Below are 16,451 nucleotides of genomic sequence, written 5' to 3' on the forward strand. Positions count from 1 at the left end.
GACGCCCGCAGCGGACGGCAGGAGGGGACGGTCGGTGACTGATCGCGTACTGGAGGTCGACCGGGTTTCCAAGCGCTACGGCGACGTCACGGCGCTGCAGGAGATGACGTTCAGCGTCCGAGCCGGGGAGCTGTTCGGCTTCGTCGGCAGCAACGGCGCGGGCAAGACGACCACGATGCGGATCGCGCTCGGCGTGCTGGCCGCCGACTCCGGCGAGGTGCGCTGGAACGGCGCGCCGCTGGACCTCACCACCCGGCGCCGCATCGGCTACATGCCCGAGGAGCGCGGCCTGTACCCCCGGATGAAGGTCGGCGAACAGCTCGCCTACCTCGGCGAGCTGCACGGGATGTCGACCGCCGACGCGCGCGCGGCCGCGGACCGCTGGACCGAGCGGCTGGGGCTGGCCGAGCGCCGCGACGAGGAGGTGCAGAAGCTCAGCCTGGGCAACCAGCAGCGGGTGCAGCTGGCCGCCGCGCTGGTGCACGACCCGGACGTGCTCGTCCTCGACGAGCCGTTCTCCGGGCTGGACCCGGTCGCGGTGGACGTGATGAGCGCGGTGCTGCGGGAGAAGTGCGACTCCGGGGTGCCGGTGGTGTTCTCCAGCCACCAGCTCGACCTGGTGCAGCGGCTGTGCGACCGCGTCGGCATCGTCCGCAGTGGACGGATGGTGGCCTGCGGGTCGGTGGACGAGCTGCGTGACCAGGGCCCGGTGACGCTCGTCGTCGACGCGCCCGACGCCACGCCGGGCTGGGCCGACGGCGTGCCCGGCGCGCGGGTCGTGTCCGTCACCGGCAGCCGCACCACCCTCGAGCTCGCCGAGGGCGCCGACGACCAGGCGGTGCTCAAGGCGGCGCTGGCCACCGGCCCGGTGCGGGAGTTCTCCCGGCACCGGCCCAGCCTCACCGAGCTGTTCCGCAACGTCGTCTCCGAGGAGGCCGCATGAGCCACGTCTGGTTGGTCGCCCGCCGCGAGGTGCGCACCCGGGTGCGCACCCGGGGGTTCATCATCAGCACCCTCGCGATCATCGCGATCATGGGCGGCTACGCCGGGCTGATGTCCTTCATCGGGCAGCAGTCGGGCACCACCGTGCTCGGCGTCGCGCCGGAGGCCTCCGCCCTCGCCGAGCCGCTGCGCGCCTCGGGGGCGGCCTACGGGCAGACCTTCGAGGTCCGGACCGTGCCGCTCCCGGTCGGCGAGCAGCAGGTGCGCGACGGCGACCTGGACGGGCTGGTCACCGGCACCCCCGAGGAGCCGCGGCTGGTGGTCAAGGACGCACCGGACAGCTCGGTCGAGTCCGCGCTGACCGCGATCGCGCAGCAACGGGCGGTGGACGCCGAGGTCGCGCGCCTGGGCGCGGACCCGGCCGCGGTCCGCGCCCAGGTCGACGGCGCGCACGTCACCGTGACCAGCCTGGAGACCGACGACCCGCACCGCGGCGAGCGGATGTTCCTGGCCATCGTCGCCGGGGCCGTGCTCTACATGTTCCTCATCACCGGCGGCCAGATGGTCGCGCAGGGCGTGGTGGAGGAGAAGTCCAGCCGCGTCGTCGAGCTGCTGCTGTCCACGATCGAGCCGCGCCGGCTGCTGGCCGGCAAGGTGCTCGGCATCGGCCTTACGAACCTGCTGCAGCTGGTGCTGATCGCCGGTGCGGCGCTGGTCGCGACGGGTGCCGCCGGGATGCTGGCGCTGCCGTCGGCGACGCTGGTCGGCACGCTGCTGTGGGCGCTGGTGTGGTTCCTCCTCGGGTACTTCACCTACGCGACGGTGCTCGCCGCGGCGTCCTCGCTGGTGTCCCGGCAGGAGGAGCTGCAGAACGTGGTCAGCCCGGTGATCATGGTGCTGGTGGTGCCGTTCGTCCTGGGGGTGTCGCTGCTGCCGGGCTCGCCGGAGAGCACCACGGCGGCGGTGCTGTCGATGGTGCCGGGCCTGTCGCCGACGCTGATGCCGATGCGCATCGCCCTCGGCGTGGCGGCTCCGTGGGAGATCGCGGTCTCCCTGGTCCTCGGCGTCCTGGCGCTCGCCCTCCTGCTCCGCCTCGGCGGCCGCGTCTACGCCGGCGCAGTCCTCCGCACCGGCTCCCGGGTCAAGCTCCGAGACGCCCTCCGCCCCACCTGATCCGGTCATCCGGCGTCCAGTCCCCGGGACCTCGGTGGGCCCGGGGACCCGGGCCGAGGACCCCGCGGTGCGCTGGACACGGGTCGGCCCCGGGCACCTGGGGTGCTCCGGGGCCGGTGGTGGGCCGGGTGCCGTGGCAACCGGCTGGATTCAGATTTCGATTCAGCGCTTGTCGATCGGCACGTAGGCGCGCTCCGGCGAACCGGTGTACACCTGCCGCGGACGGCTGATCTTGCGGGTCGGGTCCTCCAGCATCTCCCGCCAGTGCGCGATCCAGCCGGGCAGCCGGCCGAGCGCGAACAGCACGGTGAAGTACTTCGTCGGGAAGCCCATGGCCTTGTAGATCAGGCCGGTGTAGAAGTCGACGTTCGGGTAGAGCTTGCGCTCGATGAAGTAGTCGTCGGCGAGCGCCTTCTCCTCCAGCTTCAGCGCGATGTCCAGCAGCGGGTCGTTGGCCCCCAGCTTGCCGAGCACCTCGTCGGCGGTCTTCTTGATGATCGCCGCGCGCGGGTCGTAGTTCTTGTAGACCCGGTGGCCGAAGCCCATCAGCCGGACGCCGGGCTCCTTGTTCTTCACCCGGGCGACGAACGAGTCGACGTCACCACCGTTGGCGTGGATGCCCTCCAGCATCTCCAGCACCGCGCTGTTGGCGCCGCCGTGCAGCGGGCCGAACAGGGCGTTGATGCCCGCCGAGATGCTGGCGAACAGGTTCGTCTCGGCCGAGCCGACCATCCGCACGGTCGAGGTGGAGCAGTTCTGCTCGTGGTCGGCGTGCAGGATGAACAGCAGGTCCAGGGCGCGGACCAGCACCGGGTCGACCTCGTAGGGCTCGGCGGGGAATCCGAAGGTCATCCGGAGGAAGTTCTCCACCAGGCCCAGCGAGTTGTCCGGGTACAGGAAGGGCTGGCCGACCGACTTCTTGTAGGCGTAGGCCGCGATGGTGGGCAGCTTCGCCAACAGCCGGACGGTGGACAGCTCCACCTGGTCCTTGTCGAACGGGTTGAGGCTGTCCTGGTAGAAGGTGGACAGCGCCGAGACCGCGGACGACAGCACCGGCATCGGGTGCGCGTCGCGCGGGAAGCCGTCGAAGAACTGCTTGAGGTCTTCGTGCAGCAGGGTGTGCCGGCGGATCCGGTCGGCGAACTCCTCGTACTGCTGCTGGGTGGGCAGCTCACCGTAGATCAGCAGGTAGCTGACCTCGATGAAGTTCGACTTCGCCGCGAGCTCCTCGATGGGGTAGCCGCGGTAGCGGAGGATGCCGGCGTCGCCGTCGATGTAGGTGATGTCGGAAAGGCAGGCGGCCGTGTTGACGAAGCCCGGGTCCAACGTCACCAAACCGGTCTTGGCCAACAACTTGCCGAGGTCGACGCCAGGCGCGCCCTCGGTCGGCTGTTTCACCTGCATCTCGTGCTCGCCGCCGTCATAGCGCAGCGCGACGGTACGTTTGGCGGTCACGTCGTCGGGCATTCGGGAACCTCTCGCGCTCGTCGGGGTGCGTGTCGTGACGACCGCGGGTGCCCGGCCGAGCGGCAGGGCTGCGTTGTCGCCCGCGCGCGGCCCGGGGTGTCCGAACCGCCGCAGCACCACCCCGTTGGGGTCCTGTCAGTAGTCACGCTAGACCGCAGTGGGCCCCCGGCGCAGCAATCGCGTTTCGGCTTTTTGGCAGGTGGGACCACGATCACATCACATCGGGCGGCTTCCGCCGGAAGATCTTCGACTCTCCGGAGCCAACCGGACCGGTCATCGTGACCAACCGAACCACCCGGTCGGTGCAAGGCCGCTGCGCCGGACGGCGCAACGACCGTTGCACTCACCGGGCGTCACCGGGCGCGTCCGTCCGGTTCACTCGACGGACAATTCGCCCGCCCACGGCGGTTCTGCGCCGGGTCTCGAAACGGTGACGGCGGCGGCCGCCGCGGCGAACCGCAGCGCCTGCTCCCACCGCGCGCGGTCCAGTCCGCGCACCGCCGCGGCCGAGAGGGCGTCGTGGCGGTGCAGCCACGCCAGGAGGGCGGCCTGCACGGTGTCGCCCGCGCCGATGGTGTCGGCCACCTCCACGCGCTCTCCCGGGACGGTGACCTCACCGTCGGCTGTGACGGCGGTCAACCCGTCCGCGCCGCGGGTGAGCACCACCGCCGCCGGGCCCTGGCGCTGCCAGTCGCGCGCCGCCTCGAGCACGTCCCCGCCGTCGGCGAGCCACTCGGCGTCGTCGTCGGAGACCTTGAGCAGCCCCACCGAGGGCAGCCAGGAGCGGAACCGGGCGCGGTAGGCGTCGGGGTCGGCGATGAGGTCCGCCCGGACGTTCGGGTCCAGCGCGACGAACCGGCCGCGCTCGGCCTCGCGGAACAGCGCCTTCTCGTACACCGACGCGCCGGGCTCCAGCACCATGCCGAGGGTGCCCAGGCACAGCGCCGTGGCCTCCTCGGGCAGCTCCTGCTCGGTGACGTACCGGGTCGCGGTCCCCTCGGTGTGGAAGCTGTAGCGCGCCGAGCCGTCCGCGGCGAGCCCGACCACGGCCAGCGTGGTGGGCTCCGGGCCGCGCTGCACCAGCCCGAGGTCCACACCGGAGGACCGCAGCCGCTCGACCAGCTTGTCCCCGAACTGGTCGGTGGACACCCGGGCGTAGAACGCGGCCGGCACGCCGAGCCGCCCGAGGGCGATGGCGACGTTGTACGGCCCGCCGCCCAGCAGCGGGTGCAGCGGCCCGAGCTCGCCCTCACCCGTGGCCGGGTCCGGGACGAGGTCGACCAGGGCCTCACCACCGATGACGATCACTTCTCCTCCTCCGTGCCGTGCGGAGCCCCGCGCTCCGCCGGGTGAGCCGTGTGCTGCTCCGCGACCAGCCCCCCGAGCAGGAACTGGGCGAGCTCCTCGAACGCGGCGGCGTCCGACAGCCCGGTGCGCTCGCCGATCTCGCCGCGCTGGATGGCCGCGATGGCGTGGCCGACCAGCTCGCCGACGAAGCCCGCGTGGACCTCCCGGAACACCCCCTGCGCCACGCCCTCGCCGATGAAGCCGCGGATGCGGTCGGCGGCGGCGTGCGCGTTGGCCTCGTAGGTGGCGCGGGTGGCCAGGTTGGCGGCCAGGTCGTCCAGGAACGCCCGGGACGCGGGGCGCAGCTCCTCGGCCGCGGCGTCCAGGTACACCCGGACCTTCTCCCGCACGTCCTGCGCCGCCTCGACCCGCGCCTCGATGCGCTGGGTGGCGCGCTTGAAGTAGTGCGCGACCACGCGGACCGCGAGCTGTTCCTTGCTGTCGGCCAGCGTGTACAGCGTCGACTTCGAGCAGTGCAGCCGCGCGACCAGGTCGTCGAGCGTGAAGTGCGCGAACCCTTCCGCGAGGAACAGGTCGCGCAGCTGGTCCAGCAGCTCGGCCCGCCGCGCGTTCGCCGGTCGGCGTCCTTGCGAGGTGGTCATCGCGTCGAAGCCTGCCACAACCCGTCCGGGGGTCGCTCTCCCGTGCACGGACTTCCGCAGTACTGGAGTCCGTCCTACAGTACTGCTGTCAGTACAGGCAGCAGTCACACCGGCACAGGAGCGCGATCCGCCATGTCCGTCACCCGCCTGCTCCCCACCCCCGAGGCCACCGACCTCCTCGCGCTGACCAGGGAGATCGCCCGCGACGAGCTCGCGCCACGCGCCGCCGCCGACGAGGCCGCGGAGAAGTTCCCGCGCGACGTGTTCCGGCTGCTCGGCGAGTCCGGCTTCCTCGGGCTGCCCTACGCCGAGGAGCACGGCGGCGGGGGCCAGCCGTACGAGGTCTACCTGCAGGTCCTGGAAGAGCTGAGCAGCGCGTGGATGACCGTCGGCGTCGGCCTGTCGGTGCACACCATGAGCTGCTTCCCGCTGGCCCAGTTCGGCACCCCGGAGCAGCGCGAGCGGTGGCTGCCGGACATGATCGGCGGCGAACTGCTCGGCGCGTACGCGCTGTCCGAACCGCACGCCGGATCCGACGCGGCGTCGCTGAGCACGCGGGCGGTGCGGGAGGACGACGCCTACGCGATCACCGGCGCCAAGGCGTGGATCACCCACGGCGGGGTCGCGGACTTCTACACGCTCATGGCCCGGACCTCCGACGACGGGCCGCGCGGCATCAGCTGCTTCCTCCTCGACCGCGCGACCGCCGGGCTGTCGGCGGGGCCGCCCGAGCACAAGATGGGCCTGACCGGGTCGCCCACCACCCCGCTGTACCTGGAGGACGCCCGGGTCCCGGCGGAGCGGCTCATCGGCGCGGAGGGCGACGGGCTGAAGATCGCGCTGTGCGCGCTGGACTCCGGGCGGCTGGGCATCGCGGCGTGCGCGGTGGGGCTGGCGCAGGCGGCCCTGGACCTGGCGGTGGACCACGCGAAGCAGCGCCACCAGTTCGGGCAGCGGATCATCGACTTCCAGGGCCTGGAGTTCCTGCTCGCCGACATGGCCGCGGCCGTGCAGTCGGCGCGCGCGAGCTACCTCGACGGGGCGCGGCGCCGCGACGCGGGCCTGCCCTTCGGGCAGCAGGCCTCGGTCGCGAAGCTGGTGGCCACCGACGCGGCGATGAAGGTGACCACCGACGCGGTCCAGGTCCTCGGCGGCGCCGGGTACACCCGCGACTTCCCGGCGGAGCGCTTCATGCGCGAGGCCAAGGTCCTGCAGATCTTCGAAGGCACCAACCAGATCCAGCGCATGCTCATCGCCCGCGCCCTGAAGCAGTCCTGACCACACCTCGTGAGCGCCGAAACCGGTTGGAGGCGGCCTACGCACTCACGACCTCAACACCGCTGAAGCACGCACGCGTGAGTCCGGTGCCGCACGGGTCGTGAGCGCCGAAACCGGTTGGAGGCGGCTTGCGCACTCACGACCTCAACACCGCTGAAGCACGCACGCGCAAGCCCAGCACCCCACGCCTCGTGAGCGCCGAAACCGCCCAGAACCGGCCTACGCACTCACGACCTCAGCACCGCTGAAGCACGCACGCGCAAGCCCAGCACCCCACGCCTCGTGAGTGCTGGAGCCGGTTGGAGGCGGCTTGCGCACTCACGACCCCCGGGGGGTCAGCGTGGGGTGAGGCCCCAGTGGGCCATCCAGGTCTCGCCGGGGTGCAGGGTGAGCAGGTCGGTGCCGGTGTTGAGGGCGTTCGGCGGGCACGTCATCGGCTCGATCGCGACCGCCCGGCCGCGGCCGGGGAAGTCGTCCGGCGTGTAGACCTGCACCCACCGGAACACCGGGTCCGCCCACAGCTCCACGCCGTGCCCGTCCGGCCCGAGCAGCGCGTGCCGGACGTGCTCGTCCCCCGGTGCCGGGGCCGCGCCGCCGAAGGCGGTGTCCAGCAGCAGCCCGGCCAGCGGGCGGCCGGTGCGGAAGTCCAGCTCGTCGCCCTCCAGCGCGCGGGGCGGGCGCACCGGGACCATCCGCTCGGCGTCCACCGGCAGCAGCGTCGACGCCGACAGCCGCAGCGTGCACTCGTCGGTCGCGGCGTCGCCCGCGCGCGGGTACGGGTGCACGCCCACCCCGAACGGCGTGGACCGCGAGCCCAGGTTCTCCATCGTGTGGGTCACGGTGAGCCCGCCGTCGCCGACGCTGTACCCGATGGAGGTCAGCAGCGGCACCGGCCACCCCGGCTGGGCCGCCACCATCGCCTGCAGCACCACCGTCGACTCGGCGTGCTCGACCACGGTCCACGGGGTGTGCCGCAGCAGGCCGTGGATCGCGTTGTGCCGGGCGGGCTCGGTCAGCGGGAGCTGCTGCGGTTCGCCGTCGAGCACCCACCGCCCGTCCGCGACGCGGTTCGGCCAGGGCACCAGCACCGCGCCCGCGCCGCCCGGGGGCAGCCGGTCCGCGCCGTAGGTCTCGACGTAGGGCTTGCCGTCGACTTCGAAGGCCCGCAGCGCGGCGCCGACCTCGGTGACCACGGCGCGCGCCGTCCCGGACGTGATCTCGAACTGCCGCCCGGTCGCGAGAACAGGTTCATGCACATGGTCCACCTTAGGAGCAGCGAGCCCCTCGTGCCGCGAGGTCGGGCACGAGGGGCTCGGGAACGCTCGGGGGCCTACTTGCCCAGCTTGGCGGCGTCGAACTCCTTCTTGCCGCCGAACAGGAAGTTGATGCCCCAGAAGATCACGCCGATGCCCAGCAGGATCCCGGCGATGACGTACTCCGTGGCCGGCCGCCCGGACAGCGGGCTGGCGAAGAAGGCGCAGCTCAGCGCGCCCAGCACCGGCACCCAGGTGGGGGCCTTGAAGTGCTCGTGCTCGACCTTGTCCTTGCGCAGCACCAGCACCGACACGTTGACCACCGCGAAGACCACCAGCAGCAGCAGCGAGGTGGTGCTGCCCAGGTCGGAGATCTCCAGCGAGCTCACCAGGACCACCGCGATGATGCTGGTGAACAGGATCGACACCCACGGGGTGCGCCGCGTGCGGTGGACCAGGCCGAACTGCCTCGGGATGATCCGCTCCTCCGACATGCCGTAGACCAGGCGGCTGGCCATCAGCATGTTGATCAGCGCGGTGTTGGTGACCGCGAACAGCGCGATGAGCGAGAACAGGATCGGCGGGAACCACGGCGCGGCGGCCTTGACGACCAGCAGCAGCGGGCCGTCGGACTCGGCCAGCGTGTCGGTCGGCACCAGCGTCGAGGTGATCAGCGCGATCACCAGGTAGATCACGGCCGTGATGGTCATGCCCAGCAGCAGGGCGCGGGGGAAGGTCTTGGACGGGTTCTTGGTCTCCTCGGCCATGTTCACCGAGTCCTCGAAGCCCACCATCGCGAAGAACGCCAGCGCGGTCGCCGAGGTGATCGCGACCAGCGGCGTGGTGTCGGTGTCGAACTGCAGCAGCCGGCCCGGGTCCGGGTCGACGTCGGGGCTGTGCGTGCCCGTGAGCAGCGCGACCAGGCCGAAGACGATGACGATGGCCAACCCGGTGAGCTCCACGCAGGTGAGCACCACGTTCGCCTTGACCGACTCGCCGACGCCGCGGAAGTTCACCGCGGCGAGCAGCAGCAGGAACCCGATCGCCACGACCCAGGACCACGAGGCGACGCCCTCGCCGAGGATGGCCTCCAGGTAGTCACCGCTGAAGGCCTGCGCGGCCGAGGCCGCCGAGGTGATGCCCGAGCACATCACCGCGAAGGCGATGACGAAGGTCAAGAAGTGCACGCCGAACGCCTTGTGCACGTACAGCGGGGCACCGCCCGCCTTGGGGTACTTCCCGACGAGCTCCAAGTAGCTGAACGCGGTCAGGAAGGCGACCACGAACGCGACCAGGAACGGGACCCACAGCGCGCCGCCGACCTTGCCGGCGACCTTGCCGGTCAACGAGTAGATCGTGGTCCCGAGGATGTCTCCCACCACGAAGAACAGCAGCAGTTTCGGGCCCATCACCTTCTTGAGGCCAGGCTCCTGCGCACCGCCGGGCGCGTTGTCGTTCACGGTCGTTTCGTTGGCCATAGCAGAGAAGTGTGCAGGCAGGGTGATCGGCGCGTCTGCCCACCCCTGGTCGAACCGCACCGCACTGCTCGGCTCAGGCGTGGCGAACTGCACAATCCGGACGCCCCTCACCGTCTGTCCGAGGCGTGTGCGCTGTCAACCCTCCGTCGGCGCGCGGTAGCGCCAGAACGCGGGCAGCAGCGCCGCCGAGACCACCGCCCCGACGACCACGAGGGCACCCCCGGCCACCACCGCCGTCGTGGTCCCCAGCGCCGCACCGGCCAGGCCGTGCAGCGTGTCGGCCAGCCGCGGGCCACCGGCCACGACCACGGTGAACACGCCCTGGATGCGCCCGCGCATCTCGTCGGTCGCGGCGGCCTGCAGGATGGCGCTGCGGTAGACCATGCTCACCAGGTCGGCGCCGCCGCCCAGCGCCAGGAAGACCACGGCCAGCCAGAGCGAGTCCGCCAGCCCGAAGCCGATCACCGCGAAGCCCCAGGCGATGACCGCCACCGTGACGCCCACGCCGTGCCGCGCGATGCGGTGCAGCCAGCCGGAGAACACGCCGAAGCAGAACGCGCCGAGCGGGATGGCGGCGAACAGCCAGCCCAGCGCGGTCCCGCCGCCGGGCGGGTCGCCGAAGGTCCGCTCGGCCATCTCCGGGAACAGCGCCCGCGGCATCCCGAACACCATCGCCACGATGTCCAGCAGGAACGACGCCAGCAGCACCGAGTGCAGGGCCAGGTAGCGGAATCCGTCCAGCACGGCGCGCAGCCCGGCCTTCTTCGGCGCGCCCTCCTGCGGCGGCAGCGGAGGCAGCCGGAACACCGCCCACAGCGCCGCGCACAGCGCCAGCGCGTCGGCCAGGTACAGCACCGGCAACCCGGCCACCGGCAGCAGCATGCCCGCCAGCAGCGGGCCGACGATCGACCCGAGCTGGAACACGGTGCTGCCCAGCGCCTGCGCCGACGGCAGCAGGTGCACCGGGATGAGCCGGGCGATGGCGGCACCGCGGGTGGGCATGTTGACCGCGAAGAACGTCTGCTGCGCGGCGAAGAGCACCAGCACCAGCCACACCGACGCCAGGCCCGAGGCGGCGACCAGCCACAGCAGCACGGAGGTGATCGCCAGGCCGCTGTTGGTGACCAGCAGCAGGCGGCGGCGGTCGACGGTGTCGGCGACCGCGCCGCCCCACAGGCCGAACACCAGCAGCGGCACGAGACCGACGACGCCGGCGATGCCGACGTAGGCGGAGGACCCGGTGATGTCGTAGAGCTGCTTGGGCACCGCGACCGCGGCGAACTGCGCGCCCACGGCGGTGACGATGTTGGACAGCCACAGCCGCCGGTAGGCGGGGTACCGCAACGGCCGGGTGTCCAGGACGACCTTGCTCAGCAGCGACCCGAGGGATCGACGTGGCTCGGTCGGGGTTCCGCTGCTGGGCTGCACGGATGCCGGAGCCTAGCCGTTAGCCGCCCTAACAGCACCTGGTTTTCGCGGCCGTGTGACCGAACTCGCCGCTCGTCAGGGCGCGAGCCGCTCGACGGTCCAGCGGCCGTCCACCCAGCGGAAGCGCAGGCGGTCGTGCAGGCGGCTCGGACGGCCCTGCCAGAACTCCACCGACTCGGGCCGGATGCGCCAGCCGCCCCAGTGCGGCGGCACCGGCACCTTCTCGGCGTCGGCGAAGCGGCGTTCGATGCCGGCCAGCGTCGACTCCAGCGCCTCGCGGCTGGCGACCACGCGCGACTGCGGCGAGGCCCACGCCCCGAGCTGCGAGCCCCGCGGCCGCACCTGCCAGTACTCGGCGGTCTCCGCCGGGGAGACCTTCTCGACGGTGCCGCGCAGGTTGACCTGCCGCTGCAGGCCCAGCCAGGGGAACGTGGCCGCGGCGACCCGCGTCGCCTTCAGGTCGTGGCTCTTGGCCGAGGTGTAGTTGGTGAAGAAGACCACGCCGCGCTCGTCGAAGCCCTTGCACAGCACGGTGCGGGACGACGGGTACCCCTCGGGGTCGGCGGTGGCCAGCACCATCGCGTTCGGTTCGAGCAGCTCGGCCTGGACGGCTTCGTCGAACCACCGCTGCAGCTGTTCGTGCCAGGTGTCGGCCAGCGAAGACTCGTCCAGCGCGCCCGCCTCGTAGGACACGCGCATCGACGGCAGTGCGACGTTGGCCTCCGGCATCGTTTCCTCCCTGACTCGCCCGACAGCGGCACGATCCGATCTTCTCCGGCTGCGAGCCGGACGGTGCGGGTTGGACCGGCTGGCGCGACAGGACCCGGCGGCGCCAGCCACTACGACGGTAAACGGGATCGGAACGGACGCCGAATCGACCGTGCTTCACGATCGATTCCGCAACCGATGCAGTGATCGTTCCCACACCCGTTCGGGCAGGGCGTGCTCACCCATCTCCGTGAAGCCGACACGGGCCGTGCACGAATTCGGCGCCCCGGACCGAGGCCCGCCACCGTCCGCGGTCACGGCTCCGGACGGCACCACCGCCGTCGTCCGCGCGGGCCGGGGCGTCACCACCGCGGCTCCTCCAGCTGCGCGGCGTCCGGGTGGTGCGAGACCGCTTCGGCGAGCCGGCGCTCGGCGAGCACGGCGTCTGCGGCCACGGCGGTGGCCAGCGCACCGCCCGCGGCCAGTGGCGCCAGCGACCACCAGTCGCCGCTGCTCGGCTCGGCGGGGTCGCGGTCCCACACCACGGTCTCGGTGGCCAGCACGCGCGCCCCCGCCAGGTGGGCCGCGCTCGCGGTCAGCCGCTCGTCGCCGACGTCCAGCCGCTGCCGCAGCAGCGGGACACCACCGCGCACCACGTGCGTCGTGGTGGTCGACCGGCCGGGCCGCTCGCCGGAGCGGCCGAGCACCAGCACCTCCCGGCAGCGCAGCCGCGCCCCCGCCCCGAGCTCGACCGCCGTCTCCGCCCAGTGGTCGGCCCGCGCGCTGATCACGGTCGCCCCCGGCAGGTACTCGACCGTCCCGCCGTCGGCGACCTCGAGGTGCACGGTGCTGCGGCTGCGGCCGGGCCCCGGGAGGGCCACCGTCGCCGCGGTGCCGCGCAGCAGCAGCCGAGCGCCCGGGCCGACGCGCACCCGCAGGTCGACGCGGTCCCCGCCGAGCGGGCTCGCCGCCGAGCTGACGAGGTGCACGACGGCGGTGCCGTCGGCGCTGGTGGTGGCGGCCCGGCGGGGCACCAGCGTCATCGGGGACTGCGACCGCAGCTGACGGACCACGCTGCGCCCACCGCGCCCGAGCTCGACGCTCAGCACCGCCGTGGCGCGCACGCCCCACCTCCGCCCGCCGCGCGGTCACGCACCGACGCCGACCCGGAGCTGCTCGCGGACCCAGGCCGCCACGTCGGGTGCGTTCGGGGTCCGGGTCAGGGACTGGGTGATCACCGGCAGGTCCCCGCGCATCCGGTGCGCGTCGGCGACCATCACCGCCATGTCCGCCCCGACCCGCTCGGCCAGGTCGACCTTGTTGATCACCAGCAGGTCGGCGGTGGTCACGCCCGGCCCGCCCTTGCGCGGCACCTTGTCGCCGCCGGCGACGTCGACCACGAAGACCTGGCTGTCCGCCAGGCCGCGGCTGAACACCGCGGTCAGGTTGTCCCCGCCGCTCTCCACGATGACCAGCTCCAGGCCCGGGTGGCGCTCGGTGAGCCGGTCGACCGCGTCGAGGTTGGCGGTGATGTCGTCGCGGATCGCGGTGTGCGGGCAGGCGCCGGTCTGCACCGCCTCGATCCGGTCGGGGTCCAGCACCCCGGCCTCGCGCAGGAAGTCGGCGTCCTCGGTGGTGTAGATGTCGTTGGTCACCACGGCGAGGTCGACCTCCTGGCCCAGCGCGCGGCACAGCGCGGCGGTGAGCGCCGTCTTGCCGCTGCCGACCGGGCCGCCGATGCCGAGGCGGAACGGGCGCCCGCGCCGGGGCGGCGCCGCGAACGGGTCGGGGCCGGTGGCGGTCGGGTCGAGGCCGACCGGATGCGTGTGGCCGTGTCCGTGGCCGTGGTCAGGACGCAAAGAGACGCACCTCTTCCCGGTGGTGACGGTCGTGGGCTTCGGCGAGCAGGTCCAGCACCGGCGCGCCGGGCGCGGGCAGGTCGGCCGGGGCGAGACCGGCGGCGGCCGCGGCCTCGTCGGCCGTCCGCTCCAGCTCGTCGGCCAGGTCGGTGACCACGGCGTTGACCGCGAAGGGGTCCGTGCCGTGCAGCCGGACCGCCGCGGAGGCCGGTCCGCTGATCGACAGGTACCCGGCGACCAGCGCCGCGTCCCGCGGCCCGGCACCGGCCGTCGCGGCCAGCACGCCGAGCGCGATCGGGTGGTGCGGCCGCGGGTGCGCGGCCACCAGGTCGGCCAGCACCGGGGACGGCCAGGCCGCCCGGCCGGCGCGCAGCATCCCCTTCCCCTGGGCGCGCGAGGCCTCCCGCTGCGCCGGGGACGGGGTGCGGGCGTCGAGCTCGACGTCCAGCTCCCGCCAGTGCCCGCTGCGGACCCCGCGGGTGGCGGCGTGCGCCGCGGCGGCGGCGAACACCGCCTGCAGCGCGCCCGCCGCGCGCAGCCGCCCGTGCAGGAAGTCGCGCAGGTCGCCGATCCCGCTGATCAACCCCCGCGCCGCGGCCTCCTCGACTCCCCCGGAGTGCACGTGCCCCCCACCGGGGAACCGCGAATCCGCCAGCGCGAGCACGGCCAGACCACCCCGCACCACACACCTCCTCCCGATCCTTCCGACTGGACCTCCAGACGCCCCGTCGCGGCTGCTTCTCGCGATCCCGATCGGGGACCGGACGCCTGGTTCCCACCGGGTTCGCGTCGAACCTGCTGCCCGCGCGGGTCAGAAGAGCGAGTAGCGCTGGGCCATCGGCACCTCCGTCACCGGGTCGGGTTCGACCAGCTCGCCGTCGATGCGGACCGCGAAGTCGTCCGGGTCCACCTGGATGTCCGGGGTGGCGTCGTTGAGCCGCATGTCCGCCTTGCGCACGCCCCGGGTGCTCTCCACCGCGACCATCGGCGAGCCGAGCGGCACCCGCTCCGGCAGCCCGGCCTCCAGCGCCGCCGGAGCCACGAAGAACACGCCACTGGCCGCAGCCGCGCGCGGCTGCGCGCCGAAGCTCGGCCGCGTGAGGTAGGGCTGCGGGGTGGGGATCGACGCGTTCGCGTCGCCCATCGCCGCCCACGCCGCGAACCCGCCCTTGAGCACCAGGTGCGGGCGGACCCCGAAGAACTCCGGTTCCCACAGCACCAGGTCGGCCATCTTGCCGACCTCCACCGACCCGACGTGCTGCGCGATGCCGTGCGCGAGCGCCGGGTTGATCGTGTACTTCGCGACGTAGCGCTGCGCGCGGTGGTTGTCCGCGCGGCCGTCGCCGGGCAGCGGTCCGCGGCGGCGCTTCATCACGTGCGCGGTCTGCCAGGTGCGCGTGATGACCTCACCGATGCGGCCCATGGCCTGCGCGTCCGAGCTCATCATCGAGATGGCCCCGAGGTCGTGCAGCACGTCCTCGGCGGCGATGGTGGTCGGCCGGATGCGGCTCTCAGCGAACGCCAGGTCCTCGGGCACCGACGGGTTGAGGTGGTGGCAGACCATCACCATGTCGAGGTGCTCGTCGATGGTGTTCACCGTGTGCGGCCGGGTCGGGTTCGTCGACGAGGGCAGCACGTGGGGCTGCGAGGCCAGCCGGATGATGTCCGGCGCGTGCCCGCCACCGGCGCCCTCGACGTGGAACGCGCTGATCGAGCGACCGTTGATCGCCGCCAGCGTGGACTCGTAGAACCCGGCTTCGTTGAGCGTGTCGGCGTGCAGCGCGACCTGCACACCGGTCTCCTCGGCGACGCGCAGCGCGCTGTCCAGCACGGCCGGGGTGGCGCCCCAGTCCTCGTGGATCTTCAGCCCGCCCGCCCCGGCGCGCAGCTGCTCGCGCAGGGCCTCGCCGCGCGTGGTGCTGCCCTTGCCGAGCAGCAGCACGTTCACCGGCACCGCGTCGAGCGACCGCATGACCATGTGCAGGTTCCAGGCGCCTGGGGTGACCGTGGTGGCCTTGCTGCCCTCGGCCGGTCCGGTGCCCCCGCCGATGAGCGTGGTGATCCCGGAGGCGAGCGCGGTGTCGACCTGCTGCGGGCAGATGAAGTGCACGTGCGGGTCGACGCCCCCGGCCGTGAGGACCTTGCCGCCACCGGCGATGACCTCGGTGGACGGCCCGATCACCAGCCCCTCGTCCACGCCGTCCACCGCGTCGGGGTTGCCGGCCTTGCCGATGCCGACGATGCGGCCGTCGCGGATGCCGACGTCGGCCTTGACCACGCCCCAGTGGTCGAGCACCACCGCCCCGGTGATCACCACGTCCGGCGTGCCCTCGGCGCGCAGCGCGGTCGACTGCCCCATCGACTCGCGGATGACCTTGCCGCCGCCGAAGACGACCTCGTCGCCGGACCCGGCAGGTCCCCGGCTGCGGTCCTCGGTGACCTCGATGAGCAGGTCGGTGTCGGCCAGCCGGATGCGGTCGCCGGTGGTCGGGCCGAACAGCTCGACGTACCGGGCGCGGTCGATGGTGCTCACGACGGGTGTCCCTCGCCTCCCTGGCCGTAGCGGAACGGGGTGGGTTCGTGGTCGCGGGCGTCGAGCTCGCCCGCGTGCTCCGGGCGCAGGCCTGGCACCACCCGCGCCCCGCCCACCGGGACCAGGTCGACCTCGCGCGCCACGCCCGGTTCGAACCGCACGGCGGTGCCCGCGGGCACGTCCAGCCGGTGGCCCCACGCCGCGGCCCGGTCGAACTCCAGGCCGGGGTTGACCGCCGCGAAGTGGTAGTGCGAGCCGACCTGCACGGCGCGGTCGGCGCGGTTGACGACGGTGAGCCGGACCCGCTCCCGCCCCGGGTTCAGCGGGACGGGGTCCTCGGCGGTGATGATCTCCCCAGGTCGCACGGGGCGCTCCTCGCAAGC

At 72.9% G+C, this 16,451-nt stretch carries 15 protein-coding genes; 3 read left to right on the plus strand and 12 right to left on the minus strand.

The features are described from left to right. Positions 1-34: 34 nt before the first annotated feature. Together HNR68_RS00765 and HNR68_RS00770 are read left to right on the plus strand one after the other, a co-directional pair. Positions 35-943 (plus strand): ATP-binding cassette domain-containing protein, encoded by a 909-nt coding sequence (locus tag HNR68_RS00765; protein WP_179716612.1) that lies wholly within the window; start codon positions 35-37, stop codon positions 941-943. Continuing rightward, entirely contained in the window at positions 940-2,115 is a 1,176-nt protein-coding gene (locus HNR68_RS00770; RefSeq protein WP_179716614.1) for an ABC transporter permease, read from the plus strand. Before HNR68_RS00765 ends, HNR68_RS00770 begins: the two co-directional genes overlap by 4 nt. Before the next feature lie 162 nt (positions 2,116-2,277). Here HNR68_RS00770 and HNR68_RS00775 read toward each other — a convergent pair whose 3' ends face one another. The 3 genes from HNR68_RS00775 to HNR68_RS00785 all read right to left on the minus strand — a co-directional run bounded on the left by HNR68_RS00775 (position 2,278) and on the right by HNR68_RS00785 (position 5,531). Next, positions 2,278-3,582 (minus strand): citrate synthase, encoded by a 1,305-nt coding sequence (locus HNR68_RS00775; protein WP_179716616.1) that lies wholly within the window; start codon positions 3,580-3,582, stop codon positions 2,278-2,280. 375 nt (positions 3,583-3,957) lie between these two features. Continuing rightward, positions 3,958-4,890, minus strand: coding sequence for a PfkB family carbohydrate kinase (locus HNR68_RS00780; RefSeq protein ID WP_179716618.1), 933 nt, complete (start codon positions 4,888-4,890; stop codon positions 3,958-3,960). Beyond that, on the minus strand, positions 4,887-5,531 hold the full coding sequence (locus tag HNR68_RS00785; protein ID WP_179716620.1) for a TetR/AcrR family transcriptional regulator: 645 nt from the start codon (positions 5,529-5,531) through the stop codon (positions 4,887-4,889). The genes HNR68_RS00780 and HNR68_RS00785 overlap by 4 nt, the downstream gene beginning before the upstream one ends. 132 nt (positions 5,532-5,663) lie before the next feature. Here HNR68_RS00785 and HNR68_RS00790 point away from each other — a divergent pair, with 132 nt between their 5' ends. Continuing rightward, positions 5,664-6,809: an acyl-CoA dehydrogenase family protein gene (locus tag HNR68_RS00790; protein WP_179716622.1), complete on the plus strand. Its 1,146-nt coding sequence runs from the start codon at positions 5,664-5,666 to the stop codon at positions 6,807-6,809. A 335-nt stretch (positions 6,810-7,144) separates the two neighbouring features. Here the strand turns inward: HNR68_RS00790 and HNR68_RS00795 are convergent, their stop codons facing one another. From HNR68_RS00795 to HNR68_RS00835, 9 genes are all read right to left on the minus strand, one after another. Continuing rightward, on the minus strand, positions 7,145-8,065 hold the full coding sequence (locus HNR68_RS00795; protein WP_179716624.1) for an aldose epimerase family protein: 921 nt from the start codon (positions 8,063-8,065) through the stop codon (positions 7,145-7,147). 74 nt (positions 8,066-8,139) lie between these two features. Then, positions 8,140-9,540: an APC family permease gene (locus HNR68_RS00800; protein WP_179716626.1), complete on the minus strand. Its 1,401-nt coding sequence runs from the start codon at positions 9,538-9,540 to the stop codon at positions 8,140-8,142. Between the two features lie 135 nt (positions 9,541-9,675). After that, entirely contained in the window at positions 9,676-10,968 is a 1,293-nt protein-coding gene (locus HNR68_RS00805; protein WP_179716629.1) for an MFS transporter, read from the minus strand. A gap of 75 nt (positions 10,969-11,043) precedes the next feature. Then, positions 11,044-11,697, minus strand: coding sequence for a pyridoxamine 5'-phosphate oxidase (gene pdxH / locus HNR68_RS00810; RefSeq protein ID WP_179716630.1), 654 nt, complete (start codon positions 11,695-11,697; stop codon positions 11,044-11,046). A 341-nt stretch (positions 11,698-12,038) separates the two neighbouring features. Continuing rightward, positions 12,039-12,800, minus strand: coding sequence for an urease accessory protein UreD (locus HNR68_RS00815; RefSeq protein ID WP_179716633.1), 762 nt, complete (start codon positions 12,798-12,800; stop codon positions 12,039-12,041). 24 nt (positions 12,801-12,824) lie between these two features. Then, positions 12,825-13,535: an urease accessory protein UreG gene (gene ureG / locus HNR68_RS00820; RefSeq protein WP_179716635.1), complete on the minus strand. Its 711-nt coding sequence runs from the start codon at positions 13,533-13,535 to the stop codon at positions 12,825-12,827. Further along, a complete protein-coding gene (locus HNR68_RS00825) occupies positions 13,525-14,217 on the minus strand; it encodes an urease accessory UreF family protein (RefSeq protein WP_179716637.1) in 693 nt (230 codons plus the stop codon). The genes ureG and HNR68_RS00825 overlap by 11 nt, the downstream gene beginning before the upstream one ends. Before the next feature lie 129 nt (positions 14,218-14,346). Beyond that, positions 14,347-16,068, minus strand: coding sequence for an urease subunit alpha (locus HNR68_RS00830; RefSeq protein ID WP_179716639.1), 1,722 nt, complete (start codon positions 16,066-16,068; stop codon positions 14,347-14,349). Then, positions 16,065-16,433 carry an urease subunit beta gene (locus HNR68_RS00835; protein WP_179716640.1) on the minus strand — a complete coding sequence of 123 codons (369 nt, stop codon included), beginning with the start codon at positions 16,431-16,433 and terminating at the stop codon, positions 16,065-16,067. The genes HNR68_RS00830 and HNR68_RS00835 overlap by 4 nt, the downstream gene beginning before the upstream one ends. Positions 16,434-16,451 lie beyond the last annotated feature (18 nt).

It is taken from the genome of Saccharopolyspora hordei (genome assembly GCF_013410345.1).
In the GTDB taxonomy this organism is placed as follows: domain Bacteria; phylum Actinomycetota; class Actinomycetes; order Mycobacteriales; family Pseudonocardiaceae; genus Saccharopolyspora; species Saccharopolyspora hordei.